This window comes from Azospirillum sp. TSH20 (assembly GCF_003115935.1).
Taxonomy (GTDB): Bacteria; Pseudomonadota; Alphaproteobacteria; order Azospirillales; family Azospirillaceae; genus Azospirillum.
The window spans coordinates 1-1638 of sequence record NZ_LGQU01000211.1 but is presented as its reverse complement, the minus strand read 5'-3'; the positions used below and the strand labels follow the sequence as shown (position 1 = coordinate 1638).

The following is a 1638-nucleotide window of genomic DNA, read 5'->3' as shown; positions in this document are numbered from 1 at the left end:
AGCGGACCTACGGTCCGCCTGCCGCGTCAGCACAAAGCATAGCTTTGTGCGAGAGCTGGGCGGGGGAGGGACTGCCGCCGCTCTCCCGCATAAGCACTTACTCCCTCGCCCGCCCAGCGGGGGAGGGCTGGGGTGGGGGCAATCGTCAGCCGACCCGCCCAACAAGGAGACCCCACATGACCATCACCGGCGAGATGCTGATCGGCGCCAGCGCCCACCGCGGCAGCCAGGGCGAGTTCCGCGCCGTCGACCCCGCCACCGGCGAGGCGCTGGAGCCCGTCTTCGGCGGCGGCAGCGCTGCGGACGTCGACCGTGCCTGCGCCCTGGCCTGGGCCGCCTTCGACGGCTTCCGCGAAACCGGCCTGGAGCAGCGCGCGACCTTCCTGGAGGCCGTCGCCCAGAACATCCTCGACATCGGCGACGACCTCATCACCCGCGCCATGGCCGAATCCGGCCTGCCGCGCGCCCGGCTGGAGGGCGAACGCGGCCGCACCGTCGGCCAGCTCCGCCTGTTCGCCCAGGTGGTGCGCGAAGGCAGCTGGATCGAGGCGCGCATCGACCCGGCCCTGCCGGCACGCACGCCGCTGCCCCGATCCGACATCCGCCAGCGCCACATCCCGCTGGGGCCGGTCGCGGTGTTCGGCGCGTCGAACTTCCCGCTCGCCTTCTCGGTGGCCGGCGGTGACACCGCGTCCGCCTTCGCCGCCGGCTGTCCGGTGGTGGTGAAGGGCCATGGCGCCCATCCCGGCACCTCCGAACTGGTCGGCCGCGCCATCCAGGCGGCGGTCGCCTCCTGCGGCTTGCCCGAAGGCGTCTTCTCGCTTCTGTTCGGCACCGGCAACGAGATCGGCACGGCGCTGGTCGCCGATCCGCGCATCAAGGCGGTGGGCTTCACCGGCTCGCGCCGCGGCGGGCTGGCGCTGATGGAGGTGGCGGCCCGGCGGCCGGAACCGATCCCGGTCTATGCCGAGATGAGCAGCATCAACCCGGTCTTCCTGATGCCGGCGGCGCTGGCCTCCCGCGCCGACGCGCTGGGCAAGGCGTTCGTCGCCTCGCTGACCATGGGCGCCGGGCAGTTCTGCACCAACCCCGGCATCCTGCTGGGCGTCAATGGGTCGGATCTCGACCGCTTCGTCGATGCTGCGGTTGCGGCTCTCGGCGGCAGCGCGGCCTCGACCATGCTGACGCCGGGCATCCACGCCGCCTATGACGCCGGTGTCGCCAAGCTGGCCGGCATCGGCGAGGTGACGGCTCTGGCGCGCGGTCTGGCCTGCAGCGGGCCGAACCAGGCGCAGGCGGCCTTCTTCAGCACGACGGCGGACGCCTTCCTGGCCGACACCGAGTTGCAGGAGGAGGTCTTCGGTGCCGCCTCGCTGCTGATCCGCTGTAAGGACGTGGCGGCGATGAAAGCGGTGGCGGAAAAGCTGGAAGGTCAGCTGACGGCGACGCTGCAGATGGATGCGGAGGATAAGGGCGCGGTGGCGGGTCTGATCCCGACGCTGGAGCGCAAGGCCGGCCGGATCCTGGCGAACGGCTGGCCGACGGGGGTTGAGGTCTGCCACGCGATGGTGCATGGCGGCCCGTTCCCGGCGACCTCGGACCCGCGCAGCACCTCGGTCGGCACGCTGGCGATCCGCC

Annotated in this window: 1 protein-coding gene; it reads left to right on the top strand. The window is 72.3% G+C overall.

Annotated elements, in window-relative coordinates; genetic code table 11:
- Positions 1 to 176: 176 nt before the first annotated feature.
- Positions 177 to 1638 (top strand): aldehyde dehydrogenase (NADP(+)) (locus tag TSH20_RS34370; RefSeq protein WP_109493036.1); only part of this gene is annotated, 1462 nt, incomplete at its 3' end.